Source organism: Shewanella sp. MF05956 (assembly GCF_059758055.1).
The window spans coordinates 131,270-152,594 of sequence record NZ_JCAYNV010000010.1; the positions used below are offsets into that span (position 1 = coordinate 131,270).

18 protein-coding genes are annotated in these 21,325 nt (G+C 43.3%); 12 read left to right on the top strand and 6 right to left on the bottom strand.

Translation table 11 applies throughout. The features are described from left to right. The first annotated feature begins 45 nt into the window (after window positions 1-45). A complete protein-coding gene (locus tag AC19MX_RS12680; protein ID WP_498298469.1) occupies window positions 46-765 on the top strand; it encodes a 3-deoxy-D-manno-octulosonic acid kinase in 720 nt (239 codons plus the stop codon). Here the strand turns inward: AC19MX_RS12680 and waaA are convergent. Continuing rightward, window positions 751-2,037 carry a lipid IV(A) 3-deoxy-D-manno-octulosonic acid transferase gene (gene waaA, locus AC19MX_RS12685; RefSeq protein WP_498298471.1) on the bottom strand — a complete coding sequence of 429 codons (1,287 nt, stop codon included), beginning with the start codon at window positions 2,035-2,037 and terminating at the stop codon, window positions 751-753. The genes AC19MX_RS12680 and waaA overlap by 15 nt on opposite strands. A 130-nt stretch (window positions 2,038-2,167) precedes the next feature. Here waaA and AC19MX_RS12690 point away from each other — a divergent pair, with 130 nt between their 5' ends. From AC19MX_RS12690 to glpG, 5 genes are all read left to right on the top strand, one after another. After that, window positions 2,168-2,824: a TetR/AcrR family transcriptional regulator gene (locus AC19MX_RS12690; protein ID WP_498298473.1), complete on the top strand. Its 657-nt coding sequence runs from the start codon at window positions 2,168-2,170 to the stop codon at window positions 2,822-2,824. Window positions 2,825-3,159: 335 nt separating this feature from the next. Then, entirely contained in the window at window positions 3,160-4,353 is a 1,194-nt protein-coding gene (locus tag AC19MX_RS12695) for a glycine C-acetyltransferase (protein WP_432402275.1), read from the top strand. Window positions 4,354-4,394: 41 nt separating this feature from the next. Further along, entirely contained in the window at window positions 4,395-5,420 is a 1,026-nt protein-coding gene (gene tdh, locus AC19MX_RS12700) for an L-threonine 3-dehydrogenase (protein WP_188918508.1), read from the top strand. A 109-nt stretch (window positions 5,421-5,529) separates the two neighbouring features. Further along, window positions 5,530-5,838 (top strand): thiosulfate sulfurtransferase GlpE, encoded by a 309-nt coding sequence (gene glpE, locus AC19MX_RS12705; RefSeq protein ID WP_432402273.1) that lies wholly within the window; start codon window positions 5,530-5,532, stop codon window positions 5,836-5,838. Beyond that, window positions 5,835-6,683 (top strand): rhomboid family intramembrane serine protease GlpG, encoded by an 849-nt coding sequence (glpG, locus tag AC19MX_RS12710; protein WP_498298475.1) that lies wholly within the window; start codon window positions 5,835-5,837, stop codon window positions 6,681-6,683. Before glpE ends, glpG begins: the two co-directional genes overlap by 4 nt. A gap of 54 nt (window positions 6,684-6,737) precedes the next feature. Here the strand turns inward: glpG and elbB are convergent, their stop codons facing one another. Then, window positions 6,738-7,394: an isoprenoid biosynthesis glyoxalase ElbB gene (gene elbB / locus AC19MX_RS12715; protein WP_498298477.1), complete on the bottom strand. Its 657-nt coding sequence runs from the start codon at window positions 7,392-7,394 to the stop codon at window positions 6,738-6,740. 618 nt (window positions 7,395-8,012) lie between these two features. Here elbB and polA point away from each other — a divergent pair. Further along, window positions 8,013-10,769: a DNA polymerase I gene (polA, locus tag AC19MX_RS12720; RefSeq protein ID WP_498298479.1), complete on the top strand. Its 2,757-nt coding sequence runs from the start codon at window positions 8,013-8,015 to the stop codon at window positions 10,767-10,769. Between the two features lie 757 nt (window positions 10,770-11,526). Here polA and yihA read toward each other — a convergent pair. Continuing rightward, window positions 11,527-12,192, bottom strand: coding sequence for a ribosome biogenesis GTP-binding protein YihA/YsxC (gene yihA, locus AC19MX_RS12725; RefSeq protein ID WP_432402265.1), 666 nt, complete (start codon window positions 12,190-12,192; stop codon window positions 11,527-11,529). Between the two features lie 265 nt (window positions 12,193-12,457). Between yihA and AC19MX_RS12730 the strand changes: the two genes are divergently transcribed. The 5 genes from AC19MX_RS12730 (at window position 12,458) to AC19MX_RS12750 (ending at window position 16,777) form a co-directional block, all read left to right on the top strand. Next, window positions 12,458-13,081, top strand: coding sequence for a c-type cytochrome (locus AC19MX_RS12730; RefSeq protein WP_432402263.1), 624 nt, complete (start codon window positions 12,458-12,460; stop codon window positions 13,079-13,081). Between the two features lie 1,109 nt (window positions 13,082-14,190). After that, window positions 14,191-14,853, top strand: coding sequence for a class I SAM-dependent methyltransferase (locus tag AC19MX_RS12735; protein WP_498298481.1), 663 nt, complete (start codon window positions 14,191-14,193; stop codon window positions 14,851-14,853). A 55-nt stretch (window positions 14,854-14,908) separates the two neighbouring features. Beyond that, on the top strand, window positions 14,909-15,457 hold the full coding sequence (yihI, locus tag AC19MX_RS12740) for a Der GTPase-activating protein YihI (RefSeq protein ID WP_498298483.1): 549 nt from the start codon (window positions 14,909-14,911) through the stop codon (window positions 15,455-15,457). 112 nt (window positions 15,458-15,569) lie between these two features. Continuing rightward, window positions 15,570-16,037, top strand: a complete 468-nt coding sequence (locus tag AC19MX_RS12745; RefSeq protein WP_498298485.1) for a DUF2489 domain-containing protein — start codon at window positions 15,570-15,572, stop codon at window positions 16,035-16,037. Window positions 16,038-16,204: 167 nt separating this feature from the next. Beyond that, window positions 16,205-16,777: a lysophospholipid acyltransferase family protein gene (locus AC19MX_RS12750; protein WP_498298487.1), complete on the top strand. Its 573-nt coding sequence runs from the start codon at window positions 16,205-16,207 to the stop codon at window positions 16,775-16,777. A gap of 5 nt (window positions 16,778-16,782) precedes the next feature. Here AC19MX_RS12750 and AC19MX_RS12755 read toward each other — a convergent pair whose 3' ends face one another. From AC19MX_RS12755 to hutH, 3 genes are all read right to left on the bottom strand, one after another. Then, window positions 16,783-18,228: an alpha/beta fold hydrolase gene (locus AC19MX_RS12755; protein ID WP_498298489.1), complete on the bottom strand. Its 1,446-nt coding sequence runs from the start codon at window positions 18,226-18,228 to the stop codon at window positions 16,783-16,785. Window positions 18,229-18,255: 27 nt separating this feature from the next. Continuing rightward, window positions 18,256-19,524, bottom strand: a complete 1,269-nt coding sequence (locus AC19MX_RS12760) for a mechanosensitive ion channel family protein (RefSeq protein WP_432402251.1) — start codon at window positions 19,522-19,524, stop codon at window positions 18,256-18,258. A 259-nt stretch (window positions 19,525-19,783) separates the two neighbouring features. Then, on the bottom strand, window positions 19,784-21,322 hold the full coding sequence (gene hutH, locus AC19MX_RS12765) for a histidine ammonia-lyase (RefSeq protein WP_498298491.1): 1,539 nt from the start codon (window positions 21,320-21,322) through the stop codon (window positions 19,784-19,786). Window positions 21,323-21,325 lie beyond the last annotated feature (3 nt).

A 21,325-nucleotide genomic window follows, 5' to 3' on the forward strand; every position in this document is an offset into this window, starting at 1 on the left:
ATGTTATTTCGATCCACAATCAAGCCCGTGCTATTTGATAATTAGATGCAAATAAAAACTACCCAGCAAGGCCATATCGCCTGGTGCGAACCCAGTGCAGCTACCCTAACGCCGCAAGATTTCTCTGTGGATGTTTGGCAAACCAAAGCCGCAGTTGTAGGCCAGTCTAAAGGTCGCTATACCACCTGGTTTGTTAAAACGGACTCATCACAAACCTGGGTATTACGCCATTATTGGCGCGGCGGATTGGTAGGTAAAGTTAACCGCGACAGTTATCTATACACCAGCCTTAAGCAAACCCGTGCAATGGCGGAGTTAGCGATTCTAGAAACGCTTTACCAAGAAGGCTTTGCGGTACCGAGGCCCATCGCCGCCCATGTTGCACGTTCAGGTTTATGCTACAACGCCGACATTATTATTGAGCATGTTGCTGGCGCTAAAGATTTAGTGGCCTATTTAAGTCAACAGCCTATGGATGAGCAACAATGGTATGCACTTGGGCAAACAATTGCTAAGTTTCACTTACGTGGCGTATATCATGCCGACCTTAATGCCAAAAATATCTTATTAGCACATGAGCAATTTTATTTAATCGATTTTGACCGCGGTGAGTTACGTCAACCCAGAGCAAGCTGGCAACAAGCTAACCTAGACAGATTATTACGCTCATTTAATAAAGAGCAAGGTAAGCTACCTAGCCTGGCGTTTTCACAGCAATGTTGGCAACAGCTACTTGATGGTTACCGGAGTCTACACCCTATTTAGATCATTAAATGATTGCCAAAGTGAATCGATAAACGAAAATTGTTTCGCCAATGCGCCTCGGTTTTGCGTCACTACCGCTAACGCGGCTGTCGATGCTTGTTGGTATTGATTGTCGTTATTCCACTTAGCCGCTAATACTTGAGCAAGATCGTCAGCTCCGGCAACACACTGCAATCCACCTGCATTGGCAAGTAACTCAGTAATTTCAGCAAAATTCCAATGATTAGGGCCTACGTATACAGGTAAGCCCATCGCTGCGGGTTCTAGCGGATTATGCCCACCGCCCTCAATTAATGTGCCCCCCACAAAAGCTTGATCGGCTGCGCCATAGAGCATTAATAATTCCCCCATGGTATCGCCGAGTAGCACTTGAGTATCAATACTGACGTCATCATTCATACTACGACGGGCCAGCTTAAAACCGGCTTGAGTAATGGTAATGGCCGCTAAATTAAATTGTTCTGGATGACGAGGCGCCATAATCAGCAATGCATCAGGAAAACTGACTAACAGCTGTTTATGCGCAGCTAAAATGGCATCAAACTCTCCTGGGTGAATGCTGCCAGCAACCCAAATAGGTTTATCTGTACGCTGCCATTGGTTTCGAGTTTCTATCGCCTGCTGTTTTTTATCGGGGTCAATTGTGAGGTCAAACTTAAGGCTGCCACAAACGTGTATTTTTTGCGCTTGAACGCCCAAGGCAATAAAACGTTCAGACTCAGCCTGCGTTTGCACCAATATCACATCTAACAGCGTTAACATTGGGGCTGATAAACGTGGCTTGCTGGCATACTTGTCAGCAGATTTTTGTGACAATCGTGCATTGGCCAATATCAATGAGGCCCCTTGCTGTTTAGCAAAACAAAGTAAATTGGGCCATAACTCTGTCTCCATAATAACCATATGTTTAGGCTGTATTTGGCGCAAAAAACGCTTAACTGCGTATGCAAAATCAAAAGGTAAATAACAATGTTGCACCGAGTCCCCAAAGGCTTTTACTACTTCTGCAGAGCCTGTTGGGCTGGTTGTGGTCACGGTAAAGGTATATTGCGGATATTGCGCCATGAGCCTTCTTATCAACGGAATGGCCGCTAAGGTTTCCCCCATCGATACGCTATGCACTAACACATCCGTTGGCTTTAATTTGGCAAAACTAAAGCGCTCAGACCATCGACGACGATAATCTGGACTTTTAATCGCTCGAAAAGCCAAATACATGACAACCAGAGGAAATAGAAGATACAAAAAGAAAGAATAAATGGTACGGTTCATAACAGAAGAGTCATCGATTTTTGCTTGTCAGATAAACACAATGTTAACATACTCATATTGAGTCGGCTTAATGAAATGTTATCGCTGTAATAAGCCAATACCCTAAGCTAATAATGAATATGGAAATCATATGAAAACCCGCGACAAGATCGTTTTTGCCAGTCTAGAACTGTTTAACGAACACGGTGAACGTAGTATTACCACCAACCACATCGCCGCTCACTTAGGCATTAGTCCGGGTAACTTGTATTATCACTTTCGCAATAAAGAAGACATTATCAACTCAATCTTCACCCTATACGAAAGTCACTTAGAGTCAGGCTTTAAAGCCTATGATGATGTGCCCATTACTATCGAATTATTAATGGGTTACTTTGACGCCATGTTTTATACTTTGTGGCAGTTCCGCTTTATGTACGCCAACTTAGCCGATATTTTAAGTCGCGATGATGCGCTCAAAAAACGTTACCTACATGCACAACAACAAGTGCTCAATCGCTCGAGTGATATTTTGCGTAAGCTGAAAAAAGATGGCTTTCTTGATGTTGACGACAACAAAGTGACCGCACTAGCTGACACCATAAAAATGATGGTGAGTTTTTGGATTAGCTATCAGCTAACCCAATCGAGCACATCGAGTATCACTAAAGCAACCTTGTATGACGGCCTATTACGGGTGTTGATGATATTCCAGGCTTATGAAACGCCAGCATCGTCGGCAACGTTTAGCCGATTAGAACAACATTATCTCGATATCGCCAGCCAAGAGCGCCATCAAGCCGCGTAATAAAAGTTGACGTGCAAGCAATACATTTTACGCGCATGGCAATGCCTTTCAATCCGCCAATATCCGACTACAATTGTGCTCTGATATGTGCGGATTTTCTTTGCGCTACTCGCAGCAATAAAACCCCACTATTACACTTGTTAACGATTAGTTTTTTTAATGTGAACAATCACTAGCCCTAATCTAATTCATGTTGGTCTGACGACTAAAAAAAACGCTGTGGAGCGGCAAAAATAAAGGTTAGAATGCCAATAACTCCAAAACACCCTTCAATTACAGCGGTGTTTTACTGCGTGATTTGGATAAGCATAATAACCATTCTTAGGAGAACACAGGTGGCATCTACCTCTTTTTACGACCGTATCAATCAACAAATTGTCGATGTTAAAGCCGACGGTTTATACAAAAGTGAACGCATCATTGCTTCTGCACAGCAAACAGCCATTGAAGTAAATCACGAAAAAGTGATTAACTTTTGTGCCAACAACTATTTAGGCTTAGCCAATCACCCAGAGCTTATTCAAGCTGCCAAAGCCGGCTTAGACAGCCATGGTTTTGGTATGGCATCTGTGCGTTTTATTTGCGGAACTCAAGACACTCACAAACAATTAGAAGCAAGCCTGAGTGAATTTTTGGGCATGGAAGATACTATCCTTTATTCTTCATGTTTTGACGCTAACGCCGGTTTATTCGAAACCTTATTAGATGCAGAAGACGCGATTGTGTCTGACGCCTTAAACCATGCTTCTATCATTGACGGTGTGCGTTTATGTAAGGCCAAACGTTTCCGTTATGCCAATAACGACATGGCTGACCTTGAAACGCAATTAATTGCCGCTCAAGCTGCTGGCGCGCGTAATATTTTAATTGCCACCGACGGCGTATTTTCAATGGACGGCGTTATCGCCAACCTCAAAGGTGTGTGTGATCTTGCCGATAAATATGGCGCACTGGTGATGGTTGATGACTCACATGCCGTTGGCTTTATTGGCCACAATGGCCGAGGCACTCATGAATACTGCGATGTAATGGACCGTGTAGACATTATTACCGGTACGTTAGGTAAAGCATTAGGCGGTGCTTCAGGCGGATTTACCGCAGCCAAAAAAGAAGTGGTTGAATGGCTACGCCAGCGCTCGCGCCCTTACCTATTTTCAAACTCATTAGCGCCGTCAATCGTTAGTGCCTCAATTCACGTACTTGAAATGCTTAAAACAGGCCAAGCTTTACGTGAAGCCGTATGGGAAAACAGCCGTTATTTCCGTGAGCAAATGTCAGCTGCGGGCTTTACTTTAGGCGGCGCCGACCATGCGATTATTCCGGTCATGATTGGCGATGCCAAACTGGCCAGTGACTTTTCAAACAAGTTGCTTGCTGAACATATCTACGTAATCGGCTTTTCGTTCCCTGTGGTACCAAAAGGCCAAGCGCGTATTCGCACCCAAATGTCTGCTGCACATACTCGCGAGCAACTAGACCATGCTATCAGCGCCTTTACCCGTATCGGTAAAGAAATGGGTATTATCTAACTCGCTCACGTCAATAAGCTCGGGAATATTAGGTTACTAAGATGAAAGCATTAAGCAAATTAAAGCCTGAAGAAGGCATCTGGATGGTTGATGCACCAAAACCAGAAATGGGTCATAACGATCTATTAATTAAAATTCGTAAAACTGCTATTTGCGGTACCGACGTGCATATCTACAACTGGGACGAATGGTCACAAAAAACGATCCCAGTGCCTATGATTGCCGGCCATGAATACGTGGGCGAAGTGGTCGACATGGGCCAAGAAGTGCGCGGCTTTGCCATTGGCGACCGCGTCTCTGGTGAAGGCCACATTACCTGTGGTTATTGCCGTAATTGTCGTGGTGGTCGTACTCATTTATGCCGTAATACTTCTGGTGTAGGCGTAAACCGTGATGGTGCCTTTGCTGAGTATCTAGTATTACCGGCGTTTAATGCGTTCAAAATCCCAGCAGACATCTCTGATGACTTAGCCGCCATTTTTGATCCATTTGGTAATGCCGTGCATACCGCGTTGTCATTTGATTTAGTTGGCGAAGATGTATTAATTACCGGTGCTGGCCCGATTGGTATTATGGCAGCAGCCGTGTGTAAACATGTAGGTGCACGTCATGTTGTCATTACTGACGTTAACGAATACCGTTTAGATTTAGCCCGTAAAATGGGCGCGACTCGCGCGGTGAACGTGGCCAAAGAAAGCTTAAAAGATGTGATGAAAGATCTCGGCATGACCGAAGGGTTCGATGTCGGCTTAGAGATGTCTGGTGTACCGTCAGCATTTCACGCCATGTTAGACACCATGAACCATGGTGGCAAAATTGCTATGCTGGGTATTCCTGGTGGCGAGATGGCCATTGATTGGAGCAAAATCATTTTTAAAGGCTTAATCATCAAAGGCATTTACGGCCGTGAGATGTTTGAAACCTGGTATAAAATGGCCAGCTTAATCCAATCAGGCTTAGACTTAACCCCAATCATTACTCACCATTTTAATGTGGATGATTTCCAGCAAGGCTTCGATGCAATGCGCTCAGGTCAATCTGGCAAAGTAATTTTAAGCTGGGATTAACCCCCAAGATTATACAGTCTGCACTCTCAAGGGGTTGTATTTATACAGCCCCTTGTTGCAAACTGGCCTCCATACAAATGCTTTCTGTAAACTTTTTATAGGTAATACCATGTCTGGTTTTAAACACTTGTCTGTTAATGAGCTAATCCATATGTCTGAGGCATCTAACGAGGTGCAGGTTGTTGATATTCGTGACGCAGCTAGCTTTGCAGCAGGCCATATTCAACACTCCGTTAATTTAACCAACGAAAACTTAGCCCATTATATTGCAGCTGCAGATATGGATAAGCCACTTGTGGTTGTGTGTTATCACGGCATGAGCAGCCAAAGCGCGGCAAGTTATTTAAATGAGCAAGGCTTTGATGACGTCTACAGTCTTGACGGTGGTTTCAGTGCTTGGAGCCTCGCCAACTCATGATAGAAATAGGCCAACTTCCTAACGCCCGCGCTGCGCAAGCATTTATTGATTACCTTAAAGGGTTGAACATTCAATGCCATGCAGTGCAACATGCCCAAGGTGTTGGCCTAATCATTAGCAATCCCGCAGATGAACCACAAGCGCGTGCGGAGCTCGAGCTGTTTGCTAAAAATCCCTATGACAGCAAATATTTACAAGCCTCATGGGACAATGGCGACACCTCAGCAAAGTTTAACTATGGCCCAGGCGCTAAAGGATTGCTGCAACAATTTTTAAGCGGTGCAGGCCCACTTACACTCATTACGTTTTTTGCTTGTGTCGCGGTATTTGCAGGGATGAATCTAGGCTTTGCTGACGCAATATACACTCAACTATCGTTTTTCAGCGCCGTACCACAAAGTGACATAAGCCAAATATGGCGTTTGTTTACCCCAAGTTTAATGCACTTTTCTGCCATGCATATCATCTTTAATTTACTGTGGTGGTGGTATTTAGGTGGCAAAATCGAAACCAATATTGGCACAAGGCCATTGCTATTTTTACTGCTTGTTGCTGGCACCTTACCGAGCGTAGTGCAGTTTTATATGACGGGGCCAAACTTTGGCGGCTTGTCTGGCGTAGTTTATGCTGTAGTAGGATACACCTGGTTAATGGGCATTCGAAAACCTAGCTGCGGCATTCGTTTACCACAGGCGTATATGGGTTTTATGATGATATGGTTAGTGCTTGGATTCACTGATTTACTCGGTATGCCAATTGCGAATGGCGCCCACATCGGCGGTTTACTCGTCGGCCTAGCACAAGCACTGTTTGACAGCCGTAAACTACAGCAAAACAGCCAATAGCCTCAAACAAAAAACCACCTTAATCGGTGGTTTTTGTTTTAACAACAGCAACCATTAATCAATCATTTCAATCACTTTATTAACTAGTTTTTCAATACCTAAATGGGCCTCTAAAATCGACGTAGCCAACATATATGCAGGCGTGCTCACCACTTTATGCACTTCATCAACCACAATATCATCCACCTTAACCGCCTGATGTAATCCTCCCATCTCATTAAATGCCTGCGCGGTATCACTGTCGTTACCAATAGTCCCCGTCACACCTTGACCGTAAATCAGCGGGATCATCACCGGAGAAATACACACAAAACCAACTGGTTTACGGGCGTTGGCAAAATCACGAATAAAGTTTTCCACAATCGGGTTGATATGGCAGCGGCTACCCGTTGTGGCAAAATTTGATAAGTTTTTCGCCGCGCCAAAACCACCAGGGATCACTAACGCATCGTAATCATTGATATCTAAATGGCTGGCATTAAGCACTTCTCCACGCGCAATACGAGCAGACTCGACCAATACATTACGGGTTTCGTCAGTATTGACCTCACCGGTTAAATGATTCACGACGTGCATTTGGGCAATGTCTGGGGCAAAACATTGATATTGTGCACCGGCACGGGTAATGGCCAGCAAGCTCAACACGGCTTCATGAATTTCAGAGCCATCAAACACCCCACATCCACTCAGTAACACGGCTATCTTTTTCATGTTATTCACCTTCATTTGTAATGTAACGTTGGTTCTTCGGCTTAATGCCTTATGCAGTGACGCATTTGAATTGAGCGTTTAGTTGTACTGTTCATTGTACTTTTAATTGATAATGTAAAATTTACAACATAAATCCAACAAAACGGTTGATCTGATTAAAAATCGTGCTAACTTAGAACGTCAAATTTACCTGATGGGCTTTTTTTAGCCATAAAACATTATTAAAATCCATTGTGGCTTAACTGACATCAATAAAAAAGTCCACAAATTAGTTATATTTATTGAAATTAATAAATAGCTCACAAAAATAAAAATAATAAATAAAATTCAACAAGTTACTGATTTCATTTCAAGCCGTAAGAAAATCTATCCAGCAACGTTGATTATTTCACTCACAGACTTATCCACAGGCTGCGGGTCATTTTTCGTCGATAAAATTCAACATTTTACCCTGTAACCACATAAGCTAAACTCACCAACCGTGCGGCTTGTCGGACCATTAATCTCTTCCTCACTTAAAGAGATAAATTGGCGACAATCTCACAAGTACCTTGAGGTGCTGTGGGTATAATGTCATCCTATCAGTCTCGCAAAATACACAATACGAAAAATCAAATTATGCCAACAATTCCGAATAATCCGCTTATCCTCGTCGATGGTTCTTCTTATCTTTATCGCGCTTATTATGCGCCGCCTCATTTAACGAATTCAAAAGGTGAAGCGACAGGTGCGGTTTATGGTGTTGTTAACATGCTTCGGAGTTTATTGAGCCGTTATAGCCCTAGCCATATTGCAGTGATTTTTGATGCTAAAGGCAAAACTTTCCGTAACGACATGTATGGCGAATATAAAGCGCAACGCCCACCTATGCCAGATGATCTTCGCAGCCAAATAGAACCGCTGCACCGTATTATTCACGCAATGGGCTTACCACTGATTAGCATTTCAGGTGTTGAAGCAGATGACGTCATTGGCACCATAGCCTTACAAGCGAGCAAAGAAGGCCGTGCTACGTTAATCAGTACTGGCGATAAAGACATGGCGCAGCTGGTCAACGAACACGTCACCTTAATCAATACCATGACCGACACCATCATGGGCCCAGAAGAAGTGAAAACTAAATTTGGCGTTGGCCCAGATCGCATTATCGATTTCTTAGCATTAATGGGCGACAAAGCCGATAACATACCCGGCTTGCCTGGTGTGGGTGAAAAGACCGCGTTAGCCATGTTAACTGGTGTTGGCAGTGTGGCGCAGCTACTTGCCGATCCACAAAGTGTGGTAGAGGTAGGCTTTAGAGGCTCAAAAACCATGCCCGCTAAAATTATCGATAATGCCGATATGCTTAAGCTGTCATACGAACTTGCCACCATCAAAACAGATGTTGAGTTAGGACAAGACTGGCACCAACTTAATGTTAAACCTCAAGACCGCGATGAACTCATTAAATGCTTTGGTGAAATGGAGTTTAAGCGCTGGTTAGCAGAAGTATTAGACAACAAACAACCCACTGGCACTGTTAGCCAGGACACCGATGAAGAAATCACCGTATCTGCGCCTATAGAAACAGAATATGAAACCATCCTCACCGAAGATGCATTAAATAAATGGATAGCCGAGCTTAGCAAAGCTGAACTGATTGCTGTTGATACTGAAACCACCAGCCTCAATTACATGGAAGCCCAGCTTGTGGGATTATCCTTTGCTACTCAGGCAGGCAAGGCAGCATATCTGCCACTAGCACATGACTACCTGGATGCCCCACAACAATTAGATAAAGCCGCAACACTAGAAAAACTGCGTCCTATTTTAGAAGGTAAAATGCCACAAAAAGTGGGCCAAAATCTAAAATATGACATGAGTATTTTAGCCAATGCCGGCATTAAGCTTGGCGGCGTACGCTTTGACACCATGCTTGAGTCATATGTATTTAACTCGGTGGCATCACGTCATGATATGGATGGCTTAGCACTCAAATACTTAGGCCACAAAAATATCAGTTTTGAAGAAGTTGCAGGTAAAGGGGCCAAACAGATCACCTTTAATCAAGTTGACTTAGCGACTGCTGGGCCATACGCCGCAGAAGATGCCGATATCACACTCCGTTTACATGAGCACTTATGGCCTCGCTTAGAAAAAGAATCAGAATTAGCCTCCGTATTTAACGAATTAGAATTGCCGTTAATTCAGGTATTGTCCGACGTTGAGCGCCAAGGGGTATTGATCGACTCAATGCTACTGAGTCAGCAAAGTGGTGAACTGGCCAAAAAACTCGATGACCTTGAAAATAAAGCGTATGAAATTGCCGGCGAAAAGTTTAATCTCGCATCACCTAAGCAATTGCAAACGCTGTTTTTTGAAAAGCTTAACTACCCAATAAAAAAGAAAACCCCGAAAGGCGCGCCTTCAACTTCTGAAGAAGTGTTAGTAGAATTAGCACTAGACTATCCGCTGCCTAAAATTATTCTTGAGCACCGTAGTCTGGCTAAACTAAAAAGCACCTACACAGATAAATTGCCGCTCATGGTTAATGCCACCACCGGCCGCGTTCATACCAGTTATCATCAAGCTAATGCCGCAACCGGGCGTTTGTCGTCTAGCGAGCCTAATTTACAAAACATCCCTATTCGTACCGAAGAAGGCCGCCGCATTCGCCAGGCCTTTATCGCACCAGCCGGGCGTAAAATTTTAGCGGCCGACTATTCGCAAATAGAATTACGCATTATGGCCCACTTATCCCAAGACAACGGCTTATTAACCGCGTTTGCGGCAGGTAAAGACATCCACAGAGCAACCGCAGCTGAAGTCTTTGGCGTTCACTTTGAAGAAGTGACTACCGAACAACGTCGCCGCGCGAAAGCGGTTAACTTTGGCTTAATTTACGGCATGTCAGCGTTTGGATTAGCCAAGCAATTAGATATTCCGCGTAACGAGGCACAAACTTATATCGACACCTATTTTGCTCGCTATCCGGGTGTGTTGAAATATATGGAAGAAACGCGTGCTGCTGCGGCTGAGCAAGGTTATGTATCAACCCTATTTGGTCGACGCCTGTACCTGCCAGAAATCAACGACCGTAATGCAATGCGCCGCCAAGCCTCTGAACGCGCCGCGATTAACGCACCGATGCAAGGCACCGCTGCCGATATCATCAAAAAAGCCATGATTGCCATTCACCAGTGGATAAACCAAGACACGCAAGGTGAAATCACCCTAATTATGCAAGTACACGATGAATTAGTATTTGAAGTTGATGAAGCCAAAGCTGACGCACTTAAAACCAAAGTGTGCGACCTAATGGCCCAGGCGGCATCACTTGATGTGATGTTACTGGCAGAAGCGGGTGTGGGCGATAACTGGGATGAAGCACACTAATCCACATTAAGCTTATCACTGACATTTTGTAATGTATTAACTCACCCATCCACAATGCCGTATTTGATAATACGGTATTGTTGTTTATTGTACTGGCCGGTAAGGACACAAATGAAGTGATACCTTCGTCATTGCAAACCGCGAATTGTCTTCAATAAGCCGGACTCTACAAACCTGCACACTATTTTTACAAATTTTCTTTCGTTAAAAATAAGCGCCATACGGATGGGTATAAATCTTAACGACTTTGTAAAACACTCAACAATCCACACGACATGGTTAACAATTAAGCAAACATTTGCAGTGACAATCACAGTTATTGTATCTTTTTATGAAAAACAGTTTTTCATTTTAAGGCGAATGCGCTATTATCTCAGTCGTAGGGTACAGAGGTTAAGATGTTCAATCTTTCAAACCTTTATTTCACTAGCAATAGTGACTAGCCAAATTCGGCGCCCCAGCAACTTAGGTTGCTGGGGCTTTTTTTTGGTTTTTTTTCGTACCTAAAAATATTTAGAGTAAATACTTTAACTTTGATAAAAAAGCAGTTATTCTATGGTTATTGAGGGTCATCAAATTGAGTTGGTGGCACTTGAGTCTTGTTGAATTTAGCTTCTCCCCAAAAGAGCTAATTTTTGTACCGATAGCCTCTTGGTTGTCGGTTTTTTTTTGCCTCAATTTCTTCATCCGAATTTTTACATAAAAAAACCGACATAAAGTCGGTTAATTCAAAAACATGCCCGCATTACATCAGAGGCTATTCTTGTTCGGTTTGCTCACGTAACGCTTTTTGCTCAGCCAACCATGTAGGATGGCACCATTCATTCAAAATACTCAGCACTTTAGGCTTACCCGTGCCTTTCAGTGACGAAAACGGCTCAATTTGTACCTTGTCACTAAACTCACCTAACGCTTTACGTACATCATTAACGGTTTTCATCTTGACGCTTTGGGTCAACTTATCAGACTTAGTCAACAGCGCTAACACCGGAATATGGCTTAATACCGCCCATTCAATCATCTGCATATCGAGATCTTTCAGTGGATGACGAATATCCATTAACACCACTACACCACTTAAACAGGCGCGTTTTTGCAAATATTCGCCTAATGCTTGCTGCCATTTATTTTTTAATGCCAATGGTACTTGGGCAAAACCGTAACCCGGCAAATCGACTAAACGACGGTCGGCATCTAATTCAAATACGTTAATCAGCTGAGTACGACCAGGCGTTTTACTGGTTCTGGCTAAGCTTTTTTGCTCTGTTAGTGCATTTAACGCACTCGACTTACCCGCATTTGAACGGCCAGCAAACGCAATCTCAACCCCGATATCCCCAGGTAGATACTGATCTAAATGTGCAATATCTGGCGCACTGATTAAAAATTTTGCCTTACGGAAATCGATACGAGATTCGGTCACTAGTCACTCCAATTTAATTACTTTCAGTAAACGCATTACCATAAATGTTTAACAATTGCTTACTTTTGCACGTTTTCGTGTAAAATATTAGCTGGATCACATTATATACCCAAGTAACGCTGATATGTGTGATGTAGTAATATTTGATCTCGTTCTACTCGAACGACGTAAACTACATCATTAGCGCTTGGAAAAACTATTTTACCACGCTTGCGGGTCTTCCTAGTAAGCTCAGGACAATAAATTAACAAGAAGTTGGAACGCCATGAAAAAGTTAGCTCTTGCGCTGTCTGTAGTAGCCACTATGTCATCACCTGCTATGGCTGAAGGTAATGCTGAAGTCGGCAAAACTAAAGTAATCGTATGTTCTGCCTGTCACGGTGTTGACGGCAACAGCATGATCGATATGTACCCAAAAATTGCAGGCCAACACCCTGCATATCTTGAAAAGCAATTAACAGAATTCCGCGCTGCCATGCAAACGGGTGGTAAAGAAGGCCGTATGGACCCTATTATGGGCGGTATGGCAATGGGATTAAGCGATACAGACATTGCTGACATCTCTGCATTCTTTGCGAGTCAAACTCAATCAGCTAATCCAGCGGTTGAAGGGACTGAAGCAGGCGAAAAACTATACCAAGGTGGCGACGCAGCTCGTGGCATCACCTCTTGTATCGCATGTCATGGCCCAGATGGCAGTGGCGCTGGCGCAGCTGGCTTCCCTATGATTAGCGGTCAACATGCTAACTACATCAAAATCCAGTTAACTAAGTTCCGTGACGGTACTCGTAACAACGATTTGAATGGCATGATGCAAGATGTTGCTAAAAAATTATCTGATGCAGATATCGAAGCATTATCTAAATATATTTCAACCATTAAGAAATAATTAGCTTAATATTGAATAATAAAAAGGGCATTTAAATGCCCTTTTTTTACCGCTAAAAGCTTACGTTTACGTCAACTTCACGGATTATTACTTGACACAGTTCACGGTTTTAGAGTTAAATACACCCCGTACCGAGGTAAACCCAACTGTTTGAACCATAAATCTAATAACATCAAGCAGATTTCGGACTGATACATTTAAGATATAAGAATAAAGAAAACACATAACAATAATAATTTAAGGCCACTCAACAATAATAATATGAGTCGCGGTTTCAATTTGAAATCCAGGTCGTAAAATTTGTAAGGAACAGACCGACTGGTCAATTTGCTATTTAGCACTGCCTTACACAACAGAGTAACCCTTTTGGTGTTATTTGAATGATTCAAATAACCGCAAATCCAACATATTGTTGAAGATGCGCCCACAAGAAGCTTACTCGAAGGTACATTAAAACAAGGATGGTTGACTGTTAGTCACAGAAGACAATTAGGATAATGATGCGTCATTGAAGACCATCTACGGAAGCTGTAGTCAGGACGGCGACAGAATATAAAAAAGCGTCAGCGATGACCAATAACAACTAAAAAAGCACGGAAAGCACAATAAAAGTTACGATCTGACCGGGATAGTCACATAGCAAGTACGGATACTTGGAATCAGAATAAGGTGCGTATAAGCACTGTTTTACGAGGTGGCAGTTTACTGCCACCTTTTTTTATGCTTTTTTTAGGGTTCTATCGTCTGCAAGTCTATTTCTACTAATACCATTGCTCGTTAGTAAATGATCTCTCAGCGAGAATTTAAAAGGGCTTAAACAAGGCGAATGACTGAATGAATAGTTGTTCTCTTTCGAAGTCATGCAACGCAGTGTAAGCCCTTTTAAAACTCGCCTGAAAGGAATGCACCAGCCGCTTTTGCTCTGCGTTCTCGCTATTTGAAAGGGAACAAACATGACTACATAGCAACGCCTTAATCAAAAACCGCTGAACGCATTCTGAGTGGTCACTTATTAATGTGGAATGGTATAATCTGCATTAGAATTTGGACATTGATATAATTTACTGTTATCACTATATATATTGTTTACTAAGGTGCTGCTGTCGTTAATGAGCCCATGCCCACTTTGTCATCATTCAGCTGCGTTTTTTGTGCAAGACAAAAAAAGAGCTTTCTACGCCTGCTCACAGTGCGGCTTAATTTTCGCTAATCCAAAATCACACCTTATGCCTAACTTAGAACGACAACGCTATGGTCGAGCGCAACGTTCCTCAAAACAAAAGCAATTATCACAATTTGTATTACCGTTATTACAACAAATCTCGCAGCAACAAACAGGCAGTTTAACAGGGTTAAACTTTGGCAGAGTATTAGATGAAAAAAGCCAACAAACCATTACCGAGGCTGGTCATCGAGTTAATCAATACGACCCGTTCTTCGCAGCAGATCAATCTGTATTAAATCAAAGCTACGATTTTGTTTGCTGTTATCGCGTTTTTGAGCACTTTAGGCATCCATACCGAGAATGGAAATTACTCAATCAATTGATTAAACCTAATGGTTGGTTAGCCATTAGTACGCCATTGATGACCGACAAAGCCTTATTTGCGAAGTGGCACTATAAAAACAATCCCACTCATGTCAGCTTTTATCAGCAAGCAACATTCGAATATTTAGCCTCCAATAGCGATTTTGAGCTATTATTTGCATCGAAAGATCTGGTTTTGATGCAAAAATCGTCAAAACCTGATATAAAGCGCATCCATATTTAGTGCCTTATAGAAATTGCTCTGTAAGGACGTGTTTAGAAAACCTAACGAGAACATCATGGCTCGCAGTAAAAAAACTCGCAAAGGCGGCGAAAACGGCCCTAAGTTTGCCCCAAGAGTAAAAAAAGCCGATCGCAACACGGTCGATGGTAAGAAATCAGAAACGGGCCGTAAATCTGGCAGCCGCCACAATGAAGCTTTACTCAGTAAAGCATCAGGTAGTGGCGCAGCGGTAAAAAAAGATGCACGCCATGGCAGTAAAAAGCCGGTTGCATTAACATTGCCTAAATCAATTACTGAGCCATTAGTGGTTAAGCCTAAACAGCCTAACTTAACTGACGAGCAAAAGTTATTAAAGTTAGAAGACGATCCAAGACTGAATCAATTACTTGATCAACTTGAAGAAGGTCGTGATCTTCCTGATGCAGATCAAAAGTGGCTAGACGTTCAATTAGATAAAATTGAACAGTTAATGCAACGCTTAGGCTTAACTGAAGGTGATGAGTCGCCAGCGCCAAGCCCTAAAAAGCAACTGACTGACGATGAGTTAATGAATCGTTTTGAATCGGGTGCCGATCTGCTAAAAGACTATCAAAAAGAAGACTAAACCACTCAATGAATTTCATTTGAATGGGATAAACTGGCGCACACCGAGTTGATTGGGTAAATACCAAATCAACTAGGTACGCGCCAGTTTTGTATTCAAAAAAGGATAAATTGTGCCAACAATCGCCATCGTTATTGCATTACTCATTATCATCGCCCTTGCCGCGTACGCTACTCACCTATTATTAACGCTTAAGCGTCGTACTGAGGCCAACCAACAAGCGCAAGCTGAACGTCAAGCCAAGGCAGAAGAGCGAAGACAACAAATCCTAACCGATATCCGCTATATTGCGGCGGCCATGCTAGAGGACCGTTGCGAGCTCTCTGAAGGTGTCGTACGCATCGGTAAATTGTTTGATGCATTATCAATGTCTGAACAAGTCGCCACTGATTTCCCTAATTTGTTCGCTCACTATGACATTATCAGAGACCATCCGATTATGGACGCACGCCAAGCGCTGCCTAAACAGCAACGGATGAAATTTGATTTTGAACGAATGAAATCAGAATCAGAGCGAGAACAAGTCATATTAGACGAAGCCAAACGTATTGCTGAATTTAATAAACCGACCACTCATTAACACTCCCTTATCACATCAATGCGGGTGCTACTCACTTAGTCAGCCCGCAGCGTTCATCCTCATACACAATTGGCTAATATTGGGTTATATGCTTTAATCACTAAACGCCCCGATTTGGTGCGAAAAACTAATAACAAGAAGCATAAATGCTCTGATTAGGACTCAATATGTTAACTACACTTTGCTCAGGATTGCTGCGTCTACTGGGGTGGACGTTTGAAGGACAACTCGATAAAACTCAACCGTGCGTGATGATAGTCGGCCCTCATACCAGTAACTGGGATTTTATCATCGGTATTATGGCCCGCAGCGCATTAGGCACTAAAATCCACTTTTTAGGTAAACACCAATTGTTTATCGCCCCCTGGGGATGGTTATTTCGTGCAATGGGAGGCAGCCCTGTAGATAGACGCAAACATAACAATTTAGTAGATGCTGCTGCCCAACTGTTTCAACAAAACCCCAACTATAAATTAGCTCTGGCACCAGAAGGTACACGCAGCCCAGTTACCCGCTGGAAAAGTGGCTTTTATCATATTGCCGTTAAAGCTGAGGTTAAGATTGTTCCTGTGGGATTAGATTTTGGCCGTAAAAAAATTGTGCTCTCGGCGCCAATGGTGCCCACCGGTAATATCGAAGTTGAAATGAATCAATTAATGGATTTTTACCGCTCAATTACAGGTTATCGCCCCAAAAACATCCCCGTTTACCAATTACAAGCGCCCACAGAGCGACGGTAAACGATTTATAAGGCGCTTTCTAAACTTTGTTCGGCCAATACGTAACTGCCACCCAGTCGTGTTGAGTGGGTAGCAGTGATAATTCTTGTTAGCGACAATACCAGCCGAGTCGATGCTTGCGATACAAACACTGGCGACTCGCCGTAAAAAGTCACGCCTGCAAAATCAAAACGACTGCGATCACTTTTCATTCTGCCCACTATGTCAGTATCTGTTGCAGTAATAACACTGCGAGTGACTGTCATTGTTTGGCCTACTGCACCAATACGGCTCTTTGCCATGTTGAGTATCGAATCAGTCATGATGAGTTGTTGCGTATCCACATTATCAAAACGCACGAGCTTACAGTCATTCAATATAATCTGTTGGTATTGACCACTAAATTGGGTTTGATCATCTTGAAAACAACGCCCAACACGCTGGCTAACATTAGCCGTGCGTAATGGGCGCACGGTAGCAGAGGCTTGCAAGCTAGCCAGTAATAATGAATTAAATACCTGAGGGTGAGATTTCATCGGCACATGGCCAGCATCGTTAATCACATGCAATTGAGACAAAGGCAACACATGTTGCAAAGCATAGGCAGTGCGGAGTGGCGCTACGGTATCTTGTGCCCCCCAAATGATCTGGGTGGCAGGCAATTGTTGGTAACTGAGCACCGAAAAGTTTTGCTCCATGAGCGCCAATGCGGCATTCATATTCGTTTGCTCGCCAATGGTCATATTACGCACTGACGAATCAGCGCTAAATAACCGTGTTGGGTCAAATCCGGTGCCGGTTTTTTCAAGCATTTTATCGGCAAAGTTATCGACTCGCGCTAATACTCGCCTCATGCCTTGTGGTAAATCAGCCTGATCATTATCACGGGTGGAAAGATGTTTAATGTATGCAGTGCGATCTAAAATGCCTGCGGCATCGACCAATACCAGTTGTTCAATACGCCCAGGATATTGGCTGGCATAATACAAACTAATCGCAGCCCCCATTGAATGACCAACCAAGCGCAGTTGCCCAGCATGACGATACTGCCCAATAACCCAGTCAATCACTTTGGCATATTCTTTTGGAGAGTAAGTAAATACCGCGCCTTGCGACAAACCAAAACCTGGTAAATCAATAGCCACTACATGATATTTTTCGGCTAATGCAGGGATAACGCTAAGCCAATCTTTAGAGGCTAAATCACCTAGGCCATGTATGAGTACCACGGTATCTTGATGCTCAAGCCCTGCTTGGAGTACAAATAAAGGCGTGTCATGGCTCGGCACAATCACACGTTGATATTGATATTGAGCTGGGTAGCCTGCTAACTCTAACGCTGAAAGTGGTGTGGCGAATTGTGCTTCTTCTGCCCCCAAAGAACGGACTTTCCGATTGATGTCGTTTAACCAATTAGCCTGTGCAGGCACCATTAGCAAAGCCAAGCACATCAGCGCAAATAACTTGCCCACTTCAAATTCCTTTATATTGCACGATGATCAATGTTGTTCAGCACCTTGTTTAATGCTGCGGATATCATTTCCGGTCGGTATTTGAAATGCACGTAAGCCAAACTCGGGTAATACCGCAAAAATATGATCAAAAATATCCGCTTGAATCGCTTCGTAATAAGTCCAACGGATATCATTGGTAAAAATATACAGCTCTATCGGCAAGCCTTCGGTAGTCGGAGCCAACTGCCTTACCATTAACGTCATGTCTTTATGAATTTTGTCATGACGACGCAAATACTCTTGTAAATACGCTCTAAAAGTACCGATATTAGTGAGTCTTCTGCCATTCACTTTCATCTCAATGTCACTAATACTGGCATTAGCGGCACTGATTTCACTGAATGCTTGCGGCAAATATTCTTTTAAATAATTAACTTTGCCTAAGCGAATACGTTCTTCATCGGTTAAAAACTGAATACTGTTAACGTCGATATTCACTGAACGTTTAATACGGCGACCGCCAGACTCAGACATGCCACGCCAGTTTTTAAAGGCGTCAGACACCAACGCGTAGGCAGGGATCATGGTAATGGTATTGTCCCAATTGCGCACTTTGACCGTGGTTAGCGTCACATCTTCTACCGCACCGTCTGCAGCGTACTTATCCATTTGGATCCAGTCGCCTTTACTCACCATACGATTCGCCGCTAACTGAATACCTGCGACAAAACCTAAAATAGTGTCGCGGAACACCAACATCACTAAACCGGTGGCAACACCTAAACCACTAAAGAAATAAATAGGCGACCGGTCGGCTAAGATTGCGAAGACAACAATTAAACCAATAAAAAACAAGAATAATTTGGTTAGCTGGACAAAGCTCTTTACGGGTAAGCGACGGTTAATATGATTAACGTCGGCAATTTCATCAGCGGCATTCAATGCGCTGTAAATAGCCCGTAAGATAAAAAACACTAATAACGAGCTCAGCAAGCGATCAATAATCATGCTGGCAAGGTCATGTGACGTCAGCACTATCGGTATGAGCAAGTCGAGAATCGCTATTGGCACCAATAGCGCAAGGCGTTCGAGTACATTGAAACGCATAAAGATATCGTCCCACGTCACCGACGAACGACGAATAATCACATTTAACCCATGCACCACAAAACGATGTGCAATGTAATAACCGACCCCAGCAATCAATAAACAGGAAAAAATTAATATCGAGGTCGCTAACCCATCTGTAGGTTGGCTGTTAATACCTAGGCTCGTTAACCAGGCCGCAATTTCAATACGTACTTCTGTATTCACACACAATCCTTAGCAACATTGTCCTTTACACAAAAGAACGTTTAATATCCAAAAAGACAAACCAGAGTGTAAAGGTTTACAGCCAACATTATGCACTTAAATGACTATTCAATTCAGCACATTCATTCAATAAAATTAACTCAACATACCACCAGCAATATTTCAAAAATTTTACCGAATAAAAAGGACCTTGCGGCCCTTTTATTATATAAATTTAACGCTAAAAGTGTGGACTAAAAGTGTTGTCTAAAAATCTGACCTAAAAGCTTGGCATTAACCCTTGCGGTAATAGTCGATTGAAACTGGCACTAAGCAATAAATCGACCGAGTTTTCGATATCTGGGGCAAAGTAGCGGTCCTGATCATAAAACGACACAACCTCCCTTAACTCTACTTTAGCCAAAGCCACTGATGCACTGGGTTGCAATGGGACTCTAAAATCTAGCCCTTGCGCCGCAGCCAATAATTCAATGGCGAGCACGCCGCGGGTGTTTTCGCTCATGTCACGCAAGCGTCGCGCAGCAAAAGTGGCCATCGAAACATGATCCTCTTGGTTTGCCGATGTTGGTAAGCTATCTACCGAAGCAGGATGCGCATAGGTTTTGTTTTCAGACGCCAGTGCGGCTGCCGTGACCTGGGCAATCATAAAGCCTGAATTCACCCCACCATTATTAACTAAAAAGGGTGGTAACTTTGACAAGCTAGAGTCAATTAATAATGCCATACGTCGCTCAGCAATCGAGCCCATTTCAGCAATCGCGATCGCCAAATTATCTGCCGCCATTGCCACTGGTTCAGCGTGGAAATTGCCGCCCGAAATAATATCGCCAGTATCTTGGAACACTAGCGGATTGTCGGTGACGCCATTGGCTTCAGTGCCTAACACCTCTGCTGCTTGGCGAATTTGAGTTAAACACGCACCCAATACTTGTGGCTGACAACGCAGTGAGTATGGATCTTGCACCTTTTCGCAATTGGTGTGGCTTTGGCTGATCTCTGACTCGCTTGTTAATAAATGACGAAATATCGCCGCCGAATCAATTTGACCTTTTTGACCACGCGCCGCATGAATACGAGCATCAAATGGACTACGACTGCCCATTGCCGCCTCTACACTCATAGCGCCAATAACAGAGCTGGCGGCAAACAAATCTTCTGCATTAAACAGGCCTTCAAGCGCTAATGCGGTCGATGCTTGCGTGCCATTTAATAATGCCAAGCCTTCTTTAGCGGCCAGTTCAATCGGTGCTAATCCGGCAATCTCTAGTCCTTCGCTTGCCGATATAATCTGTCCTTGGTAGCTCATTTCGCCTTCGCCTAATAATGGCAAACACATATGTGCTAATGGCGCTAAGTCGCCAGACGCACCTACAGAGCCTTTTTCGGGTACGCACGGATACACACCGGCGTTAACCAACTGCATTAAAAATTCAATCACCTCTAACCGAATACCTGAAAACCCACGACTTAATGAGTTAATTTTTAACACCATCATTAAACGCACCGTGGCATCTTGCATATATTGGCCAATACCTGCGGCATGAGACAACACAATTGAACGCTGCAAAACTTGTAAATCTTGCGGCGCTATTTTGGTGTTGGCCAACAAGCCAAACCCAGTGTTAATACCATATACAGTACGACCTTCACGTAGCACTTGCTGGACAATTTCAGCACTTTGATTAATGTCTTTAATCGCATCTTTGGCAAGCGTTAGCTTAACGCTATTACGGCTAATCGCACGGACTTGTGCCAGTGTTAATGTACCTGGGATCAATTCAAATGAGTAAGTCGACATGGG